Origin of the sequence: Meridianimarinicoccus roseus (assembly GCF_003172915.1) — a bacterium.
GTDB classification, from domain to species: domain Bacteria; phylum Pseudomonadota; class Alphaproteobacteria; order Rhodobacterales; family Rhodobacteraceae; genus Meridianimarinicoccus; species Meridianimarinicoccus roseus.
On sequence record NZ_QGKU01000016.1, the window covers coordinates 1 to 16,308 of the forward strand.

15 protein-coding genes are annotated in these 16,308 nt (G+C 66.4%); 3 read left to right on the plus strand and 12 right to left on the minus strand.

The annotated features are described in order from the left end of the window. The first annotated feature begins 94 nt into the window (after nt 1–94). Nucleotides 95–1,291 carry an IS256 family transposase gene (locus tag DKT77_RS04465; protein WP_109809696.1) on the plus strand — a complete coding sequence of 399 codons (1,197 nt, stop codon included), beginning with the start codon at nt 95–97 and terminating at the stop codon, nt 1,289–1,291. A 507-nt stretch (nt 1,292–1,798) separates the two neighbouring features. On the opposite strand, the gene DKT77_RS04470 is transcribed toward DKT77_RS04465, so the two are convergent. From DKT77_RS04470 to DKT77_RS04525, 12 genes are all read right to left on the minus strand, one after another. Beyond that, nucleotides 1,799–2,743, minus strand: coding sequence for a 1-phosphofructokinase family hexose kinase (locus DKT77_RS04470; RefSeq protein ID WP_238547680.1), 945 nt, complete (start codon nt 2,741–2,743; stop codon nt 1,799–1,801). A 242-nt stretch (nt 2,744–2,985) separates the two neighbouring features. Next, on the minus strand, nt 2,986–3,912 hold the full coding sequence (locus tag DKT77_RS04475; RefSeq protein ID WP_109810542.1) for an ABC transporter permease: 927 nt from the start codon (nt 3,910–3,912) through the stop codon (nt 2,986–2,988). Further along, on the minus strand, nt 3,909–4,973 hold the full coding sequence (locus tag DKT77_RS04480; RefSeq protein ID WP_109810543.1) for an ABC transporter permease: 1,065 nt from the start codon (nt 4,971–4,973) through the stop codon (nt 3,909–3,911). The genes DKT77_RS04475 and DKT77_RS04480 overlap by 4 nt, the downstream gene beginning before the upstream one ends. Next, a complete protein-coding gene (locus DKT77_RS04485; protein ID WP_238547681.1) occupies nt 4,966–6,483 on the minus strand; it encodes an ABC transporter ATP-binding protein in 1,518 nt (505 codons plus the stop codon). The genes DKT77_RS04480 and DKT77_RS04485 overlap by 8 nt, the downstream gene beginning before the upstream one ends. Nucleotides 6,484–6,488: 5 nt before the next feature. Then, nucleotides 6,489–7,583, minus strand: a complete 1,095-nt coding sequence (locus DKT77_RS04490) for a BMP family ABC transporter substrate-binding protein (RefSeq protein ID WP_238547682.1) — start codon at nt 7,581–7,583, stop codon at nt 6,489–6,491. A gap of 49 nt (nt 7,584–7,632) precedes the next feature. Further along, on the minus strand, nt 7,633–8,676 hold the full coding sequence (locus DKT77_RS04495; protein WP_109810546.1) for an isopenicillin N synthase family dioxygenase: 1,044 nt from the start codon (nt 8,674–8,676) through the stop codon (nt 7,633–7,635). Between the two features lie 189 nt (nt 8,677–8,865). Continuing rightward, entirely contained in the window at nt 8,866–9,831 is a 966-nt protein-coding gene (locus DKT77_RS04500; protein WP_109810547.1) for an FAD:protein FMN transferase, read from the minus strand. Continuing rightward, nucleotides 9,812–12,016 (minus strand): PepSY domain-containing protein, encoded by a 2,205-nt coding sequence (locus DKT77_RS04505; RefSeq protein WP_109810548.1) that lies wholly within the window; start codon nt 12,014–12,016, stop codon nt 9,812–9,814. Before DKT77_RS04505 ends, DKT77_RS04500 begins: the two co-directional genes overlap by 20 nt. 11 nt (nt 12,017–12,027) lie before the next feature. Further along, complete coding sequence (locus tag DKT77_RS04510; RefSeq protein ID WP_109810549.1) at nt 12,028–12,498, minus strand: DUF2271 domain-containing protein; 471 nt, start codon at nt 12,496–12,498, stop codon at nt 12,028–12,030. 37 nt (nt 12,499–12,535) lie between these two features. Further along, complete coding sequence (locus tag DKT77_RS04515) at nt 12,536–12,901, minus strand: hypothetical protein (protein ID WP_109810550.1); 366 nt, start codon at nt 12,899–12,901, stop codon at nt 12,536–12,538. Between the two features lie 186 nt (nt 12,902–13,087). Continuing rightward, the gene (locus DKT77_RS04520) at nt 13,088–13,759 is read right to left on the minus strand and encodes a cytochrome b/b6 domain-containing protein (protein WP_109810551.1); all 672 of its coding nucleotides are present in this window, start codon (nt 13,757–13,759) and stop codon (nt 13,088–13,090) included. Then, a complete protein-coding gene (locus tag DKT77_RS04525) occupies nt 13,752–14,084 on the minus strand; it encodes a PepSY domain-containing protein (RefSeq protein ID WP_109810552.1) in 333 nt (110 codons plus the stop codon). The genes DKT77_RS04520 and DKT77_RS04525 overlap by 8 nt, the downstream gene beginning before the upstream one ends. A 144-nt stretch (nt 14,085–14,228) precedes the next feature. Here DKT77_RS04525 and DKT77_RS04530 point away from each other — a divergent pair, with 144 nt between their 5' ends. Beyond that, entirely contained in the window at nt 14,229–14,888 is a 660-nt protein-coding gene (locus DKT77_RS04530) for a response regulator transcription factor (RefSeq protein ID WP_109810553.1), read from the plus strand. Then, the gene (locus DKT77_RS04535; protein WP_109810554.1) at nt 14,885–16,243 is read left to right on the plus strand and encodes a sensor histidine kinase; all 1,359 of its coding nucleotides are present in this window, start codon (nt 14,885–14,887) and stop codon (nt 16,241–16,243) included. Before DKT77_RS04530 ends, DKT77_RS04535 begins: the two co-directional genes overlap by 4 nt. Nucleotides 16,244–16,308 lie beyond the last annotated feature (65 nt).

The window sequence follows — 16,308 nt, forward strand, 5'->3', positions numbered from 1 at the left end:
AGCGCAGCGCGCGGCCGGCGGTGACGCTGGCGGCCATCGCCGGTCTTCGGAGAAGGTTCGGGTTGCGAAACCTGGAACCGAACCGGAGACGACGATGACCGACGATAGAATGACCCTGATGGAGCTGGTGGAGAAGTCCGCCGACGAGGATCTCGTCCGCGACATGCTCGCCTATGCCGCCGAGCGGCTGATGGAGATGGAGGTCGAGGCTGCGACGGGCGCGCCAAAAGGAACGCGCACACCGGCGCGCACCACGCAGCGCAATGGATACCGCGAGAGAGGCTGGGAGACCCGCGCCGGCCGGATCGACCTGGCGATCCCGAAGCTGCGCAAGGGCAGCTACTTCCCGAGCTTTCTCGAACCGCGCAGGACGGCGGAGAAGGCCCTCGTGGCCGTCATCCAGGAAGCCTATGTGCACGGCGTCTCGACGCGCGCCGTGGACGATCTGGTGCGTGCCATGGGCGGGAGTGGCGTGTCTAAGAGCCAGGTGAGTCGGCTCTGCGCCGAGATCGACGAGCGCGTGCTGGCATTCCTCACCCGGCCTCTCGAGGGCGCCTGGCCCTATCTCTGGCTCGATGCAACCTACATCCGGGTGCGCGAGAACGGCCGGATCATCAGCCGTGCCGTAATAATCGCGGTGGCGGTCAACGGGGACGGCCGACGCGAGGTGCTCGGCGTCGCCACCGGCCCCTCCGAGGCGGAGACGTTCTGGACTGGCTTCCTGCGCTCTCTCGCCGATCGCGGCCTGCGCGGCGTGAAGCTCGTCGTGGCCGACGATCACAAGGGGCTCAGGGCCGCAGCCCGCCGAGTGTTCGATGCGACCCACCAACGGTGTCGCGTGCACTGGCTCAGAAACGCGCTCGCCCATGCCCCGGCCAAGAGCCGCACCGCCGTGGCCGCAATGCTCAAGACGATCTTCGCCCAGGAGACCAAGGCCGAGGCGGAGACCCAGTGGGACGCCATCGCCGACGCCCTCCGTGAGAAGAATGACCGGCTCGGCGCCATGATGGACGCCTCCCGCGACGACGTGCTCGCCTACATGGACTTCCCCAGGGAGCACTGGGCGCAGATCAGCTCGACCAACCCGCTTGAGCGCGTCAACAAGGAGATCAAGCGCCGTTCCAATGTCGTCGGGATCTTTCCGAACGACGCGGCCATCATCCGTCTGGTCGGCGCGCTGATGATCGAAACCAACGACGAGTGGGCCGTCGCGCGCCGTTACATGGGGCTGGAGTCGCTGGCCCGCATCACCGATACTCACAACGTCAGACTGCCCGCCGTGGCGACCTGACCAACTCGAGCCTCTCCGAAGGCCGGCCCTCTTACACCACGCCGCGGGGCACTACCCACCGTCATCCTAATGTTCAAAGCACCGTTCTACACCGCCGCCCGAGTCCGACAGAGCCTACGCTAGACCTTTGCGCTGCATGCACCACTGCCTGCGGCGCCATACCTGTCCAATAAGCGATGTTCACGGCAAAGCTGGAGACTGAAAAAGTCTTCGGTAAGCTAGGAAGCGGATATCATGGGCCGCGCGCAACCATAGCGGGGATGCAGTTGTCGATTCTCTCGGTTGAGCAAGTTTTCCAATCGAGTGTGAAGGGCCAGAAGCGGATTGAGATGACGACGGTAAAGAGAGTTCCAGACGGCGAGCAAATATATATAAACAATAGAATAAAAGAATTAGAATGGCTATCGTATGGTTCGGCCAACCGCGGTCGAGACAGACGTGCTGTTTTGAGTGGGGGTAAACGCCTGCGGTAATGATGACGCAGCAGACAGCACGGCTGCGATGATCTCATAACGCGCTTCTTGTAACCTCAGTCACGAAACGCTCCACGTCCGCACGGTCGCACAAGTCGGTATCCGGTGTCGTCACCGCCGACGCTGCGGCTGCCACGCCCCAAGCGCAGGCGCTGACGGGGTCGTCCCCTCGGGACAGCGCCAGCGCAAAGCCGCCCACGAAACTGTCGCCCGCGCCCACCTTGGACACCGGTACGACGACGGGTGGTCGCAAGAGGCCGCGCCAGTCCGGCGTGACGATCACCGTGCCCATCGCTCCTGCGGCGATCATAACGATCCTGCTCCCGGTGTCGCGGTGCAACCTACTGGCGTAGTCCGCGATGTCGTCCAGTCGCTTGAGCCGCGCGCCAGACAATTCCTGCGCCTCTTCGTGGTCCATGCGCAGCGCAAACAGTCCGGTGCCGGTCCGGGCCGCTGCCCGTAGCGCGGACCCGGAGGTGTCGAGAATGATGCGTCCACCGGCGGCCGCCACATTACGATTCAGGTCCACGAAGAATGCGTCGGGCAGGCCGGGCGGGTAGGACCCTGAGGGGATCACCAGGGCGCCCGGCTCCAGCGCCTGGAGGATCGCGGCCCGCGCCGTTGCGCAATCACTCTCCGTCCAGTCCGGGCCCGGCATCATGAAGCGGTATTGCAGACCGTTCGCGGCATCCCTAACCGACAGTGACTGGCGGGTCGGATGGTCAACGCCCAGCCCGCGCAGGTCCAGTCCTTCGGCCCGCAGCGCGTTCGTCAACGCCATGCCTGTCGGACCGCCGAAGGCCAGGAGCGTCCGGCTCACCCCACCCAGATTTGCGATGGCCCGAGAGACGTTCACACCGCCGCCGCCGGGTTGCACACGCGGTGCCGAACAGCGCAGCTTGCGATCCGGGATCACGGCGGGTGCCTCGGTCGACAGGTCGACGGCGGGGTTAACGGTGATGGTCAGGATCGCGGTCATGGCACGCCTCGTGGGATCATGGACGCAGTTGCAGCATACCCGACGCTGCATCGCAATCGCCGTGGGGCAGGGCAGGGCGCTCGGAAGGAGAAAAGACTGGGAGAGTGGATGAAGTGCCCCGGACCGGGCGCCGTCTCGCGGTTCCTTTGCGCCTTGCCTTTGACATGCCGCAGCGATCCGCTTCCATGACGTGGTTCCTCGGTCTCGCGAAAAATCTGCCGCGCGGGCCGCCGCCGCCGTCCCTACCTGTCCTGCCGGATATAGGCGCGGCCAAGAAAGCCGGGCTCCTGCTGCCGTGTGCGCGCGCGGCGGGACGCGGCGACCAGCACTGCGATGGTCAGCACGTAAGGCATCATAGCCAGCACATAAATCGGCACGTCGAGGCCAAGCGCCTGCAGCCGGGGAATGAGCGCTTGCGCCCCGCCGAAAAGCGCGGCGCCCGCGATGGCCCGCAGTGGCGACCATTGGACGAACACGACCAGCGCGAGCGCGATCCAGCCGCGTCCGGCGACCATACCCTCGGTCCAGATCTGCGCGCTACCTAGAGCGAGATAGCCCCCCGCAAGGCCGATAAGTGTGCTCCCTGCAACCAGCGCAACGCATTGCACCGCCTGTACGTCGACGCCCGCGCTGTCGGCGGTCGCCGGATCCTCCCCTGTTGCCCGCAGCGCAAGGCCGGTTCTGGTGCGATGTAGCATCCAGGCCAGCAACGCAGCTGCGGCGAGTGCGAGGTAGACCACCGCATCCTGCTGAAACAGCATTCGACCAACGAGTGGCCATTCCTTCAGCGGCCCGGGAAACGGAAGGTCCGCAAGACCCCGGAACGGCCTGTGCGCGAAATCCCGCCCCAGCACCATCGACGTGCCAAGACCGATCGCCACGAGCGCCAGCCCTGCAGGGATCTGCGCTGCGCGGAACACAACGACCGCGATAATATAGGGCAGGGTGATGGCGACCGCGGCACCAGCCGCCAGTACCAGGGACAGGCCCGGTGCCAAACCCGAAAGGCAGGCCGCGGCGCCGGTCATGGCTGCAACCGCCATGACGCCTTCGACCCCGAGGTTAAGAACCCCTGCGCGCTCGCACAGCAGCAGGCCCAGCGACGCCAACAGAAGCGGGGTCATGAACCCGGGCAGGCTGCCTAGCCACGCGGTCAGGAACACGATCATGGCGCAACCCTTCCCGCCAGCGCGATCCGGTAGGTGGTGGCGAACTGGCAAGTCACGAGGCACATCAGGAAGATGCCCTGGATCACCAGAACGATCCCCTCGGAAACGCCGTAGAACACTTTCAGCGACGCGCCTGCGCCGCTCAGACCGGCCATGAAAAGGCTGGCCACCGGGATAAGCAGTGGGTCGTTTCGGGCCAACGCCGCAATTACGATGCCGTTGAATGTCATCGACATGCCGACTGCCTGTGACAACCGGAACTCTGTGCCGGTCACGATCACACTGCCGGCAAGGCCCGCCGCGGCGCCACCGAGCAGGATTGAGATCAGCAGTAACCTTCCCGTATCGTATCCCAGTGCCCGAGCCGCACGCGGATTGTCACCGGCGAAGCGCGCCGCGAAGCCGAACCGCAGGCGGTGGATCATCAGGGCTGCGCTCAGCAGCGCTAGCACGGCGATGGGCAGGCCTGCATTGACATCGCCGAATCCGAACCGCGGAAGGCGCTCGGCCGCGTCGAAGATCGGTGAGGTTGGAAAATTGTGCGCCGGGTCGCCCATTGGTCCGAACAGAAGATGCTGAAGCAGCAGGAACGCGATGTTCGACATCAAAAGTGTCACGATCACCTCGCTTACGCCCGCTCGGATTTTCAGCAGCACGGGCAGCAGGATCCACGCCGCGCCGCCGATGCCCCCGGCCAGCAGCATCACCGGCAGCCGGAACGGACCTCCCAGATCGAGAAGGGCAACCGCGGTCGCGCAGATCGCGCCAAGCTGGACCTGTCCTTCGATGCCGATGTTCCAGAATTTTAGCCGCAGGCACAGGGCCGCGGACAGGGCCACCAGCATCATAGGGGTGGCGATCGTCAATGTCCGGGCAAGCCCGGGGCCCGTCAGGAACACTTGCAGGACCAGCTCGTCGAACAGTGCCCCGGTCGGCACACCAGCCATGAGGAGAATCGCGACCGAAAGCGCCATCGCCAGAAGGATCGCGCCGGTGAAGGCGGCGGCCTGAAGCCCGGCCGAAACGCGGTCGCGCCGTTCGAGGGATACGCGTTCAAGCATGGCCGAGCATCAGTTCCCCAAGGTCTTCTCGGCTTGGCCGGGGCTGCGCGCCCGTGCTGATCCGTCCCCGGCTTATCACCGCGATTCGATCGGCAAGGCGCATTATCTCTTCCAGATCCTCGCTGATCAGAAGAACACCCGCACCGCCGCCAACCGCGCGCAGCAACTCGGAGTGAACGAAAGCCTGTGCCGACACGTCCAGCCCCTGCGTCGGCGAATGGGCGACGATCAGGCGCGCCGCAGGGTCCAGTTCGCGGGCCAGCACAACCTTCTGCGCGTTGCCGCCCGACAACAGACGTACCGGGCGCCGCCCGCCCCTTGGCGCACCCGCGATGGCGAATGCGCCGATCAGCCGGTCCGCTCGGGCGCGAACGGCGGAGGGGTGCAGGGCCCAGCGGCCGAATTCGCCACGCTGCACCGCTGCGGCCACGAGGTTATCCGCAACTGGCATGTTCGGGGCTAGCGCGTCCTGCCGCCGGTCTGCGGGGACATAGCGGAGCCCGAGCGCACGTCGCGCCGCCACCCCTTCTTCCGACACCTGCCGTCCGTCGAGCCAGATCTGGCCTTCGGCGGGGCACAGTCCCAGGATCGCCTCTGCAAGCTCGCGCTGGCCGTTGCCGCCGATCCCGACAAGCCCGAGAATCTCTCCGGCATGCACCGTGAGGTCCACGCCGCGCAACGCCGGGACACCGTGCCGGTGCACGCTCAGCCCCCGTGCTTCCATAAGTTGCGCACGCCGCATCCGTTCGGGGCGCTCTGGCTCGGGCACGTGGTCGCCGATCATTGCAAGCGACAGGTCCGCGGCGCTGGTTTCGGACACGGCCACCCCGCCCATTACCATGCGCCCGCGCCGCAGCACCGACACGCGGTCACCCGCTGCCATTACCTCGCGCAGCTTGTGCGTGATCAGCACGATGGCCAGTCCAGCGCCCGCAAGATCCCGCATCAGGGCAAGAAGGCGGTCGGCCTCGGCATCGGTCAGAACGGCTGTCGGTTCGTCCAGCACAAGCATCCGTGCGCCAAGAACCAGCGCTTTCAGGATCTCGATACGCTGCTGTTCGGCCATGGAAAGCCGCGCGACCGGTACGTCCAGCGGCGCCTCAAGACCGATCCGGGCCATCAGGTCCGTCGCGCGCCGGTCCACTTCGGACCAGGCAAGGTGACTGGCGGCAAGACGCAGGTTCTCGCGTCCGGTAAACGGTCCGACCAGCCGGAAGCTCTGGTGCACCATGCCGATCCCGGCCCGCGTCGCCTGCGCAGGCGACCGGATCGCTGCCGGGGCGCCAGCCAGCACCACAACACCGGCGTCGGCCGCGTAGATGCCGTTGAGAACGTTCATAAGCGTGGATTTTCCCGCGCCGTTCTCGCCAAGCAGCGCATGTATTTCCCCGGCCCGGGCGTCGAAATCCACCCTGTCCAGAACCCGCACCGCGCCGAAGGTCTTGGTGATCCCGCGCAGTTGGAGCGCGGCCGCCGCGCTGGCGGTGTCCTGCCTTGTCCGTTCTGTCACGGGCTTCAGTTCACCGAACCGGACACGCCCTTCACCAGGAAGTCCATGGACCATAGGCCGCCGTCGTCCAGTACTGCGCCTTCAGCGACCTTCACGGTACCGTCCTGTGCGACCACCGGGCCGGCGAAGACCTCGAAGGTGCCCGCTATGATCTGCGCCTGCCGGTCCTCGATCTGCGCGCGCACATCGGCGGGTACTGCGTCCGACAGAGGCGTCAGTCCGACGGTGCCTTCGGCCATGCCGGGGAAGGCGCCCCATTCGCTGGGCTCCCAGGTGCCTTCTACCAGCGCGGCCAGCGTCGGCAGCAGGTACTCCTCCCAGTTGAACTGGACCGAGGTCAGATGCCCGTTCGGCGCGTGTCGGCTCATATCGAGCTGGAAGCCGATGGACTTCGCGCCTGCTTCTTCCGCCGCGATGAACGGCGCCGCGGAACTGAGGTTGTTGCCGATCACGTCGTTGCCTTCGTCCAACAGTGCCTTCGTCACCTCGCCCTCGGCTACGGGGTCCCACCAGGAATTGGTGTAGATGACCGTCGTTTCGATCTCCGGGTTGATGGACTGCGCCCCAAGGGCGAAGGCGTTCACGTCCCAGTTCACAACGCCGATCGGAAAGCCGGCGACGATGCCGATCTTTCCGGTCTGCGAAGCGCCTGCAGCTGCCATTCCGGCAAGGTACCAGGCTTGGTAGGTGCGGGTGTAGAAGCCTTCGAGATTGCCGGCGTTGGTCGCGCCCGAAGCGTTCACGAAGGCGACGGACGGATGCTGCGCCGCCGCTTCGAGAATGCCTTCAGAATAACCGTAGGTCGTGCCTACGATCACGTTGAAGCCCCGTCCGACAAACAGGTCTATGGCGTTCTTCAGCGCGGTGGCCTCCTCGGGGATGCTCTCCACCGTGGCAATCGACACGCCGAGATTTTCCTCCACCGCGAGCCGCGCATTATCGAGCGCCTCGTTCCAGCCGCCATCGCGGGCCGTCGCCCCGTAGATAAATGCGATCTTTGGCGTGCCCTCGATCTGGAAGGCGAGGGCAGGCAGCGTAAGCAGCGCCGCCATTGCCGCCATAACGCTTCTGCGGGCCAGGCGGTTGGCAATCGTCGTCATGTCGGTGTCTCCTGTCGGTCGCGGGAAATTACGGGATCGCTGGGCGGGGCTATGCTTCGTCCCCGGTGCGATGCGCATAGGTGTCGTCGAAACGAGAGCGGATGTAGTCGCCTGCCGTGATCGGAGCATATTTAGCCGGCCGTTCCTGCGACTGGCACGAAGGCAGCACCTCGATCGTCTCCCGGCTGTTCACGCCGAAGAAGAATGGGATTGAATAGCGCCGCTTGCCGGTCTGGTTGATGGCGCGGTGCAGCGTCGACTGGAAATAGTCATTCGTCCAGCGCGCCATCATGTCCCCAACGTTCACGATGAATGCGCCCGGGATCGGTGGGGCCTGGATCCATTCGCCTGCGGAGTTGAGTACCTGCAAGGCCGGCTTGTCGTCGGTGCACAGAATCGTGAAACACTCGTAGTCCGAGTGCGCTCCGATGCCGATTTGCTTCTCTTCGGTGGCGGTAGACTGGTCGGGATAGTGTAGCACACGCATATGCGCCATCGGCTTGGTGATCTTGGGCAAAAAGAAGTCCTCCGGCAGTTCCAGTGCCAGCGCGAAGGCACGAAACACGCGCTCGCCGAAGGCGCGCGCAGCCCCGTGATAGGCGGTCAGCGGTTCGCGGAAATCGTCCAGTCCATCGGGCCACTGGTTCGGCGCATAGCCAAAGACTCCGGCTGCGACGTCCGGGTCGTCCGCAGGGAGGTCAAGCGCGAGATCGAAGCCCTCATGCAGATCGCCCTTGTTCTCTGGGTCGGTATTCTCGCCCAGAAGCGGGGTGTAGCCGCGCATCGCGTCCGACTTCTCGACCGAAATTGCCTGTTTGCGGTCAAGGGGCAAATCGAAGAAGCGGTGCGCTGCGTCGAAGGTCGCGTCTATGATGGCCTGCGGCACCCCGTGGTTTCTGGCGTAGAAGAAGCCGACTTGGGTGCAGGCATTGCGCACGGCTTCGCCGACCGCGTTGCGGGCGGCCGGGTCGTCCCCGCGCATCGGTCCGAAATCGATGACCGGAATACTGTCGAATGCGGGTTGCGACGCCTCGAGGCCGCCCGAGAAGAAGGCGCGCGGGCCGTTGCCCGTCATGACAGTCGATTCACCCATGCCTTGCCTCCGCAATCTGTTGCAGCGCCAGTTTTGCGGGCCGACGCGCTCAGTCAACAAGGTTAACGCGCCGGAGGCTGTCGTCGGTAGAAAAAATGTTCACTCATGTGAAAAATGCCTGCTTTGGCGGCAGGCATGGCTTTGGCCTTTTAACCGGGCGGTGCGACTCGGGTGGCGGGCCCGATCGCCTCAGCCTGTTGCCACCGCATCCGTCGCAAACAGCGGCCCGATCCCAAGGGGCGTTATGCCCGCGCTATCGCCGCGCAAGAGGAACAGGGCGTCGAGCCCGGTTTGTGTTGCAAGCGCCGCGCCCCTTTCCGGGCCGAGCACCATGAGCGCCGTCGCCCAGGCATCGGCTTCGGCACAGGTGCGGGCCACGACGGTGACGGAGGCCGGCGACGCGATCAGCGGCGCGCCCCGCCTCGGGTCCATCGTGTGCGACAGGCGGCGCCCCTGCACCTCGACCCAGTGACGGTAGTCGCCGGAGGTCGCGACGGCGGCATCCTGAAGCGCGAGGATCGAATGCGGCGTCCGGCGCTTGGCGTCCGGCGCCTCGACCGCGATGGTCCAGGCTTCGCCGTCCGGCCGGAGGCCCAATGCACGCATCTCGCCATCGATCCCGACGAGTCCATCTGAAATCCCATGATGGCGCAGGGTCTCGGCGAGCCGGTCCACGCCATAGCCTTTGGCGATGCCGTTGAGGTCGAGTTTCAGGGCTGCGGCCTTGCGCACGTGATCGCCGTCGAACTCCAGAATTTCATGCGCCGGGCGGCGCGAGGCGGCCATCGCGGTGCGGATGCCATCCGGCGCGGCGTCCCCGGGCCCGAAGCCCCAGGCCGTCACCGCGTCGCCCATGCCAATGTCGAACGCCCCGCCCGAGGCGCGCCCGATCTCGAGGCCGAGGCGCAGGACCGCAGCCAGTTGCGCGGGCACCGCCACCCATTCTCCCAGCGGCGCCGCGTTGAGCCGCATCAGGTCACTGTCCGGCTTCCAGGTCGACATCTGCCCGTCCACCTCGTCCACGGCCGCCTGCAGCGCCGCGCGGATCGGGGCCGGGTCGAAGTCCGGCTCCGCGAAGAACGTGGCCTGCCAGCGCGTGCCCATGGTCGGGCCGTTCAGGGCGACCTTCACCCATTCAGTAGACATCTTCGACATACCGCCCCTCCGCCTTCAGAAGCGCTGGCGTCAGCCCGGCCGGTGCGAGGATCTCGGCCAGCGCATCGGCCACGCCGGCGGCCATGTCGCGCCCGCCACAGACCATCACGCGCGCCCCGTTGCGAATAAGGTCTGCGACCTGGGCGGCCTCGCCCCGCAGCGCGTCTTGCACGTAGTGCGGACGCGCCCCGCGCGAGACGGCCGTGACCAGCTGGGTCAGACGCCCCTCGTCCTGCCAGCCGGGGATTTCCTCGCCGTAGAAGAAATCGCTGCCCGGATGCCGCATGCCGAAGAACAGATGGATTGGCCTGCGACGCGCGTTGCCGCGAATGAAGCCCGCAAGCGGTCCGATGCCGGTCCCCGCGCCGATCAGGATCAGTGGTGCCTTGCCGCGACCGACGCGGAAGCCGGGGTTGCGGCGGAGGAAGGCGGCCACCGTGTCGCCAGGCTGCAGCGCCGTGAGCTGCCCCGAACAGAGTCCGCCGGGGTGCTTCTTGACCACGATCTCGACGAAGCCGTCGCGGCGTCCGGAGGCGAGCGAATAAAGCCGCGGGACGGCGCCCCCTTCGGGCAGAATGCCGATCAGGTCGCCCGCCTGAAACCGGGCGAACCCGCACCCGAGCAGCCGTTGCCAGAGCGAGGCGCGCGGAAGCGCGAAGCGGAGGATGGCGGTCGGGGCCTGCACCTCGGCGCCGTAGTCGCGTCGCGAGACGACGGTCAGCGTGGTCGCTTGCGGCTGGACCGGCTGATGCGAAAGTTCGAGGTCGATCCCGAGAGCGTCGCCGAGTGCGCGGCCCCAGCGCGCAAAATCCTGCGGTGATTGGCGGTCGATCGTGCCCTGCGGCAGAAGTTCGGGCCAACCCCTCGCCTGCGCCGCCGCCGCGACGGACTTGGCGAAGGCGCAATAGGCCGGAAAGCTGCGGTCACCAAAGCCGAGTACGGCAAGAGGAATGTCGGGCGCGCGGCTCGGGGTGTTCAGCCGGTCGAGGAAGCCCTTCGCCGTAGCGGGGGCAGCCCCGTCGCCATAGGTCGCAGCGAGCAGGATAATCCGCTCGGCACGGGCATAACGCTGTGGCGCAAAGCCCGACATCGGTCCGACATGGACACTCTGCCCGGCTTGGGTCAGTGCGGCGTGAAGCGTCGCGGCAAAGCCCCAGGTGCTGCCACCCTCACTGCCCACGAGCAGGATCGTCTCGGCGCGGCCTGCGGGCTGATTGCCCCGGATTCGCGGCCGACCGCGCCGCCCGGCGAGCCAGACCAGCACGCCGGTCGCGCCCATCGCGGGCACGCCGAGCGCCATCAGCCCGAGAACGAGTCCCAGCGTCGCCGCACCCTGTCCGGTGTGCAGCATGTAGATCGTTTCCGAGACGCGCTCCCAACCTGTAAGGTCGGCCCAGGCTAGGAGGGCTCCGTCGCCCTGATCGAGATATCCGGTGCCCCGGTCGGTCTTGAGCGTGAACATGTCTGTCGCGTCGCCGGGATAGGGAAAGCTCAGCTCGCGCAACTCGGCGACGGGCGTCTGCCGAAGCGTGGGCATCCGGCCCGGCGCGAACCCGGTCTCTCCACTGGCTTCAGTGGCGGCCGGCAGGATACCCCCGTCCGGCAGGAGATCGAAGGTCGACGCCGTCATCCAGAGGGCTGTCGTGGACGACAGCACGAGGCCAATGACAGCGATCCGGGCGATCTCGACGTGCAGCCTGCCCGCGAGCGGACCGCGCAAGTGCGCGAACCAGTGTCGCCAGCCGCCCGCGCGCCGCGCGACCAGCGCCGCGCCGGAAAGCGAGAGGATCAGCATGGCGGCAGCCCCGGCGGCCATGGCGATGCGCCCGCCGTCCCCGAGGAACAGCGAACGGTGCAGGTTCGTAAGCCAGCGCTGCGTCTGGTTCGGGTCGGCCGAGGCCACGCCCTCACCCGTCGCAGGGTCGATCACGGCGGCACCTGGCGCGCCCTGATCGAACCAGTAGGCGGTGATGCGACCCGAAGGTGCGCGCCGGATCTGCTCGACGCCCGGATAGTTGGCCTGGATGCGGTTCGCGAGGGCGGCGACGGTCAGCGTTTGATCTGACTGCGGCGCGGCGATGCGCTCGGCCACGGGAAAGACCGACAGCGCCGCGCCGCTGAGGCTCAGGACGGTGACGAGCGCGAGGGCCAGAAGACCCGGCCAGCGATGGAGTGCACGGATCATGGCCCTGCTCCTCACATGTCGTAGGCGAAGCTGGCGACGTAGCGGCGCCCGCGCATTGGCGTGCCCGCGCCTGTCGTCGTGAGCGGGACGGCCACCTCGTTCGGGCTGTCGCGCATGTCTTCGACGGCCGCGTCGATGTGAAGGGTGTAACCTGCGTCGAAGAGCGCATCGGCTAGGTCGAGCGTGATCTCGAGCGTACGGCCCCCGCCGACGCTGGCGCCGGTAATGCCGTTCACCTGCGCGGTATCGCCGCCAGTGGCGCGGTACCAGTCGCTCAGATGCTCGTAGTACTTCGACTTGCCACCGGCCATCCAGAGACTGCCGACATAGGCGCCCGAGGTGTCGGTGACGTAAAGCGCGAGGTAGGCCCCGTCACCGCCGTAATTGTTGAGCGTCGTGGTAAGCGTCACCGGCCGTGCCATGGCCAGGCCGGGAAGCGTCAGCGCCGTGGTCAGCGCGAGCGTTGCGAGGAGGGATTTCATAGGGTTGATCCTTGTTCTGAGAGGGCTTCGGAGAGGCTCAGTTCTGCTTGACCTGCGGCGGAGCACCGTTCCCGAAGAGACCGTTCTGCGGAGGGGCGACCGTGCCGGCGGGCGCGGGATTGCGGGCGGCACCACGGCAATCGTCGTCATCATCATCATCATCATCGTCGCAGTCATCATCGTCGTCGTCGTGACCGCGACGCGAGCCGTCCCGCCAGCGGTCGTCATCGTCGTCGTCATCGTCACTTGCGAGAACGAGCGGCATGGCTTGCGAGGCGTCATCGAAGAGCGCGGCAATGGGTCGAAGGACGTCGGACGGGGCTTGCATCGCACTCCAGGCGGGGACGCCGATCGCCGCGGTCAACGCCGTTGTCGCTGCGAGAAGTGTCAGGGTCTTTTTCATGGCAGGGTCTCCTTTCGTCTGCTGAGGGCAATCTGGAGACCCGACCTGAGGCCTTCCTGACGCGCCCGCGATTCCCGCTTCAGCTTGCCGTCAGGAAGAGAGCGGCTTCCGAAAGAAAAAGGCCCCGCCCGTGAGGGCGAGGCCGAGTAGGGCCGAAGGGACGGTCGGCCTTGGGTATGAGTGCGATCAGGCGATGTCGCCAGGACCGGGAGCGCGCTTCTCGCCAGTCACCATGGCACGCGCGAGGTTCTCGTGGTGGCGGAAGGAGGCCAGAACGACCCCCGCAACATGCAGAGCGGCCAACAGCAGCATCAGGTTGGCGAGCGTCTCGTGAACCTCTTTCAGCTGATCTTCGCCCCGGCCGCCTTCAGCATGTTCGTATTCGCCGCCATCGTCGTCTGCCCAGGCGGGTGCCACAATCTGCGGCATGGCAGGCAGCATCGCCAGACGCGACTCGTCCTCCATCAGCCAGCCGGTGAAGGCCGTGCCCGAAAGCGTAACCAGCAACGCCACGATCATCGCCGCGCCCGCCGGGTTGTGGCCCATGTAGCGCCGCTCACGCCGCCGGGTCATGTCCCCGAGATAGGCAAGCGTCTCGCCGGGGCCTCTCAGGAACTGGGCGAAGCGCGCGTAGCGGCTGCCGACGAGGCCCCAGAGCAGGCGGAAGGCCACCAGACCGGCGACGACATAGCCCGCGACCTCATGAACTGTGTCCAGCTCTTCCGCCGAGAGCCATGCCACCGCGAACGCCGCGACAAGCCCCCAGTGGAACACGCGGACCAGCGGATCCCAGACCTGGACCTTGCTGCTCGGCCCCGTGTTTGTCTCTGGGGCCTTGTGTGAGATTGCGTCAGTCATCATAGCCTCCTTCGCGATCCCGGCCTCGATCCTGATCGTGCCGATCGTCGTCTTCCTCGTCCTCATACTCGAACTCGACCACCTCGAGCGTGGCCGGATGAACGGTCACCTCGATCCGGCGCCCCTCGGCATCCCGGCCGTCGATCTCGTAGCAGCCGTCGTCGATCTTGATCCGGCGCACCGTCCAGCCGTTCTCTTCGGCCAACCGGGTGACGGCATCACGCGGTTGCCAGTCAGCCATCGGCACATAGCAGTCGTCATCCGCCAGCGCGACGCCGACCGGAAAGACCGCGAGAAAGCCGATAATTGTCAATGTCTTCTTCATGGGCCAAACTCCTCGCCAAGGCCATCTTGACTCAATGCATGCACGGCGAAGCTGACGGCAGCCTGAAGGGTGATAGCCCGGCGCGTCAGCTTCGTGTCAGCCAGACGCATCATGAAGGGTCATAGGAAAAGGACGGAGACGAGGATGCGGATCCTGCTGATCGAGGACGATACGGTTCTGGGGGCTGCAGTGCGCGACCAGATCGCAGCGGATGGCCAGTCGGTAGATTGGGTGACGCGCCTCGATGCGGCCGGCGATGCGGTGAAATTCACGTCCTACGACCTGATCCTGCTCGACCTCATGCTGCCGGACGGTCGCGGGATCGGGTTCCTCAAGGGTCTCCGCGCGCGAGGAGAGGTTACCCCGGTCATCATCCTGACTGCGCTCGATCAGGTGTCCGACCGGATCGAGGGGTTGAACGCCGGCGCCGACGACTATCTCGTGAAGCCATTCGACCTTGCGGAACTGTCGGCGCGGATCGGGTCTGTCGCTCGACGCTACAGCGGCAACCCGAACCCCATCGTGACCCACGGGCCACTTGAAATCGACCTTGCCGCGCGCAGCGTTCACCGGGACGGCAAACCGGTGCAACTGACCGCGCGGGAATGGGCACTGTTCGAAGCCTTCCTTGCACGCCCCGGGCAGCTTCTTTCGAAGGCGCAACTGGAGGAGAAGCTCTACGCCTTCGACGCCGAGGTGGAGAGCAACACCATCGAAGTCCATGTCAGTCGGCTGCGCAAGAAGCTGGGGAGTGCGGTCATCGAGACCGAGCGCGGCATGGGCTATCGGCTGGGTCGGCCATGAGGTGGCCGGCCAGCCTTCAGGCGCGGCTTGGCCTGTCGCTCGGGGTCGGGCTGACGGTGCTATGGCTGCTGGCAGCGACGGTGACGGCCGTGATCGTCCGGGACGAGTTGGACGAGGTCTTCGACAGCGCGCTGCGGGAAACGGCCGAGAGGATCCTGCCTCTGGCCGTGACCGATATCGTCGGCCGGGAAGATCAGGGGATCACGCAACGCCTCGCGCCTATCCGCGAACACAACGAATTCTTCACCTATCTTGTGCGGGATGCCGAAGGGCGCATCCTTTTGCAGTCGCACGCGGCTGACCCTGCGGTTTTTCCGCCGTGGGACGGACCCGGGTTCCGGCAGACCGCCACCCATCGGCTCTACAGCGACGCTGCGCTTCAGGACACGATCCGCATCACCGTCGCCGAGCCGCAGGCGCATCGCATGTCGGTGGCCCGCGAAATCCAGATGGGCCTTGGCCTGCCACTTCTGGTCGTCCTGCCCGTCGCGCTGGCCGCTATCGTGCTCGCCGTTCGCTTCAGCCTCCATCCGCTGCGCCGGTTCCGCGCTCGGTTGGAGGCGCGCGGCGCGCGGGATCTGTCGGCGGTTCCTGCAAGCGATCTGCCGACGGAGATCGGTCCGCTGGCGGCGACGCTGAACGGCCTACTGGCCCGGCTGCGCGACGCGTTCGAGGCCGAGCGCAGCTTTGCCGCGAACGCGGCCCACGAGTTGAGAACGCCGCTTGCCGGCGCCATCGCGCAGGCGCAGCGCCTGAGGGCTGAGACCAGCGACCCTGCAACTGACGCGCGGGCCGCGGAGATCGAGGCGACACTCAAGCGCCTGACCCGACTATCCGAACGCCTCATGCAGCTCGCGCGGGCCGAAGGCGGACGGCTGCGGATGGACCGAAGCGCGGACCTGAAGGCGATTGCCCGCGTCTTGGTGGACGATCTTGAACGCACCGGTGCGGAGGGCCGTATCGCGCTTGCGCTGCCAAGGACAGCCGTCATGTCCGATATCGACCCCGACGCCTTCGCCATCCTGTGCCGCAACCTCATGGAAAATGCGCTTCGTCACGGAGCTGAGAACACGACGGTCGACGTCACTTTGACCGCAGACGGGCTGCTTTCTGTCGCGAACGACGGCCCGGTCCTGCCACGCGACACTCTCGACCGCCTGACGGCACGCTTCGAACGGGCGAACGCAAGCACCGATGGCAGCGGGCTTGGCCTTGCCATCGTCGCGGCCATCGCGGAACGGATCGGGAGTTCGCTCGTTCTGAAATCGCCGCGACCTGGTGGATTTTCCGGTTTCGAAGCATCGCTCAGGTTGCCGACCGATGACCTCGGGTCCGGGGTTGGGGGCGACGCGTAGTCCGCGACAACGACGAGGCTCCGGCCCAAAGCCCGGACCCGAGCCTCCCTAGCGGCACATGTCGG

Coding starts and splice junctions, on each gene's coding strand:
- DKT77_RS04465 (WP_109809696.1), top strand. CDS start 95: ATGACCGACGATAGAATGACCCTGATGGAGCTGGTGGAGAAGTCCGCC.
- DKT77_RS04470 (WP_238547680.1), bottom strand. CDS start 2,743: ATGACCGCGATCCTGACCATCACCGTTAACCCCGCCGTCGACCTGTCG.
- DKT77_RS04475 (WP_109810542.1), bottom strand. CDS start 3,912: ATGATCGTGTTCCTGACCGCGTGGCTAGGCAGCCTGCCCGGGTTCATG.
- DKT77_RS04480 (WP_109810543.1), bottom strand. CDS start 4,973: ATGCTTGAACGCGTATCCCTCGAACGGCGCGACCGCGTTTCGGCCGGG.
- DKT77_RS04490 (WP_238547682.1), bottom strand. CDS start 7,583: ATGACGACGATTGCCAACCGCCTGGCCCGCAGAAGCGTTATGGCGGCA.
- DKT77_RS04495 (WP_109810546.1), bottom strand. CDS start 8,676: ATGGGTGAATCGACTGTCATGACGGGCAACGGCCCGCGCGCCTTCTTC.
- DKT77_RS04500 (WP_109810547.1), bottom strand. CDS start 9,831: ATGTCGAAGATGTCTACTGAATGGGTGAAGGTCGCCCTGAACGGCCCG.
- DKT77_RS04505 (WP_109810548.1), bottom strand. CDS start 12,016: ATGATCCGTGCACTCCATCGCTGGCCGGGTCTTCTGGCCCTCGCGCTC.
- DKT77_RS04510 (WP_109810549.1), bottom strand. CDS start 12,498: ATGAAATCCCTCCTCGCAACGCTCGCGCTGACCACGGCGCTGACGCTT.
- DKT77_RS04515 (WP_109810550.1), bottom strand. CDS start 12,901: ATGAAAAAGACCCTGACACTTCTCGCAGCGACAACGGCGTTGACCGCG.
- DKT77_RS04520 (WP_109810551.1), bottom strand. CDS start 13,759: ATGACTGACGCAATCTCACACAAGGCCCCAGAGACAAACACGGGGCCG.
- DKT77_RS04525 (WP_109810552.1), bottom strand. CDS start 14,084: ATGAAGAAGACATTGACAATTATCGGCTTTCTCGCGGTCTTTCCGGTC.
- DKT77_RS04530 (WP_109810553.1), top strand. CDS start 14,229: ATGCGGATCCTGCTGATCGAGGACGATACGGTTCTGGGGGCTGCAGTG.
- DKT77_RS04535 (WP_109810554.1), top strand. CDS start 14,885: ATGAGGTGGCCGGCCAGCCTTCAGGCGCGGCTTGGCCTGTCGCTCGGG.